Below are 2,322 nucleotides of genomic sequence, written 5' to 3'. Positions count from 1 at the left end.
AGTTGTTCAGACCTTCCCTAAAGGGCAAAGAGAAAGGCGCAGCAGCAGCTGACGCATAAGATTGGGGCCAGGCTAGGTCAGGTCAGCCCGCCACTGTAACTTCATAGCTCCGCTATCTCTTGGGGCGCATACTTGCAACCGAACTACGCATGGATGACCATCTGTGTGATTGCGTTGGAGCTGTCAGTCATGCAAACGAATCCTCACGCCAACCTTAGCTCTTTAGCATTGCTAGCAGCTGCTAGTCTCTTCTTCATATCAGGGTGCTCTGCCATGCAGCAAGACTCACGGCCCGGTTTTAATACTCAGCAGTCTGCCGCGAAAGCAAGGCAGCAGCTTCAAGCCGCCAACCCGGTAGGCTCGCCCATTATGGCCGCGCAGAAAAACCTTGAGGATCTAGGATTTCACTGCCAAGCGTTGAGCTCTCCTGGCGCAGGTTACAGAGCGTCAATAATGTGCACGCTTTCCCCTGCCGTGAAAGAGGCGCAGCCATCGGTGACAGCGCCAGCTGTGCCGGTTACCTGGATGGTGGGCTTTCATTCTGCTGACGGGATCTACTTGAGCAAACTGGTAGTGAATCGAGCACCGCAAGATATTGAGGAATAAGTCATGGATGAGCAGAGGAAGGCGACAATTTTGGTGGGGGCAAGCGAGGTTGCTGGTGACCGCCGCCATCTTTACCTGCTCTTTCAGAAATCGGATGGCAGCCAGACCGTAGTACGTGGAGGACCCGACACTAGAGCCGAGGGAAATGACTTGGCGAACTTTGCCGAGAGCACAGTTCTTGGCTCGGAGAAATTTGGGCACATTCGAGTTGAAACAGCCCCTTACATTGCCCCTTATGAAATTGGGTACCGGCTCAAACAAGACGGCAACTACGAGCCAGTGCCTTTGAACCAGTTGGATCCCTCCGAGCCGGCTCTTGCGAGGGATGCCAAGGGCAACATCGTGAAAGCGACAGTCACCGCACCAGACTGGCCCGCACCGGGCGAACGCCACGAGCGCATCGTTGCCTGGAGCGGTTCTGACCAGGAATTATCCACAAAACTTGAGTCTGCCCTGAAGGCTGGGGATCAGATCAATCACGCACAACTGGAATATTCCCCGCTGCACAACAACAGCAACGGCGTTGTCAGCAACTTGCTGAAAGCCAGCGGCGTTCAACCTGTTCTGCCGAAGAACGCACAAGGTGAGACAGTCAACGCCCCGGATTTTGGGGAAGACCTTTATCAAGACGTCGGCGCGGCATCGGTACGCAGCGGATACAGGTTTGACGGCAAGCAGTGGTTCGATGCGGACGATCGTAGAATCGCGCCTCCTACGAGTGGGCAGCCATTGATACCACAGGATCCGGCCGCGCCGTCACGTGGATCATCCGATGGTTTCAAGCTCAGCGCGCAGGCTCCATCGCCTAGCGATCCCATGTTTGCTCAAATCCAGGATGGCGTACATCGGATCGATCATTCGCTGAATCGTGCTCCCGATGCGGCAAGTGACCGTATGACCTGGAGCCTGTATGCCCTTGCCAAAGAGCAGGGACTGGAACGTGTAGACAGCGTAGTGCTTGGCCAAGCAGGCACCCGGGAAGCCGCCGGCGAGTACGTTTTCCTGGTCCAGGGAGATCCTTCCACCTCCGTGTACCACCGTGAGCAAATGCGCACGGCAGATGCGGTGGAGAGTTCGGTTGAGCAAAGCCAAGCGCGCGTGCAATCTGCCGAACAGACACGTGCACTCGCGATGAGTGCTGAAACTCAGGAACAGAGTCGAAAGCAAGATGCACCAAGGTTGCAAGTCTGATTGACCTGGGTCATAGCAGCCTTTCGACCAGCCAAGCAGAGACAACACGTAAGTATTCAAACACTTTGCAAGTAGCTCGCTTCCGGCGTTTGAGGTTAGCTTTGGCTTACCGAGATGGCAGGTGCTAACGTTTCTAGACGGATCCCAGACCTTGGCATGAACTTAGATATGAAAATTAGGCTCATTTTTGGGACAGCATTACTTTCGCTATCAATCTCGACTGCTTCTGCAGAAGTAAGTCTGCGCTCTGATTATAGGAAGAGTGATGTGCAGCCGGTCAAAGTTGCAAAGGTGGGATCCAACTCGCTCCAAATCACCTATCGCATGCCGGCGGAAAGCCAATTTTATTCTCCCGGCGTTGATTTTTTAAGTGACCGCGGCGTCTTGCGCATTGCCATCCGCAGATGTGGCATTAGTGCTAGGTGCGATGCGATGGCGAAAGCTGTCATACCACCAGCTGAGCTTTGGATGCCGAAAGTCACCGTGCCCTATGCGGGCGAAGAGGCGTAAGCTCCCCCGTCAAGC

At 54.7% G+C, this 2,322-nt stretch carries 3 protein-coding genes; all 3 read left to right on the top strand.

The genetic code is table 11. From position 1 onward, the window contains the following. Nucleotides 1–153 precede the first annotated feature (153 nt). Nucleotides 154–606: a hypothetical protein gene (locus Y887_RS19425; RefSeq protein WP_084726082.1), complete on the top strand. Its 453-nt coding sequence runs from the start codon at nucleotides 154–156 to the stop codon at nucleotides 604–606. Between the two features lie 3 nt (nucleotides 607–609). After that, nucleotides 610–1,797 (top strand): XVIPCD domain-containing protein, encoded by a 1,188-nt coding sequence (locus Y887_RS19420; RefSeq protein ID WP_084726081.1) that lies wholly within the window; start codon nucleotides 610–612, stop codon nucleotides 1,795–1,797. Nucleotides 1,798–1,953: 156 nt separating this feature from the next. Continuing rightward, the gene (locus Y887_RS19415; RefSeq protein ID WP_245879512.1) at nucleotides 1,954–2,307 is read left to right on the top strand and encodes a hypothetical protein; all 354 of its coding nucleotides are present in this window, start codon (nucleotides 1,954–1,956) and stop codon (nucleotides 2,305–2,307) included. Nucleotides 2,308–2,322: the final 15 nt, after the last annotated feature.

It is taken from the genome of Xanthomonas pisi DSM 18956, from assembly GCF_001010415.1.
Classification (GTDB): Bacteria; Pseudomonadota; Gammaproteobacteria; order Xanthomonadales; family Xanthomonadaceae; genus Xanthomonas; species Xanthomonas pisi.
The sequence above is the reverse complement of the archived record's forward strand: the minus strand, read 5'-3'. Positions and strand labels throughout refer to the sequence as shown.

Coding starts and splice junctions, on each gene's coding strand:
- Y887_RS19415 (WP_245879512.1), top strand. CDS start 1,954: ATGAACTTAGATATGAAAATTAGGCTCATTTTTGGGACAGCATTACTT.
- Y887_RS19420 (WP_084726081.1), top strand. CDS start 610: ATGGATGAGCAGAGGAAGGCGACAATTTTGGTGGGGGCAAGCGAGGTT.
- Y887_RS19425 (WP_084726082.1), top strand. CDS start 154: ATGACCATCTGTGTGATTGCGTTGGAGCTGTCAGTCATGCAAACGAAT.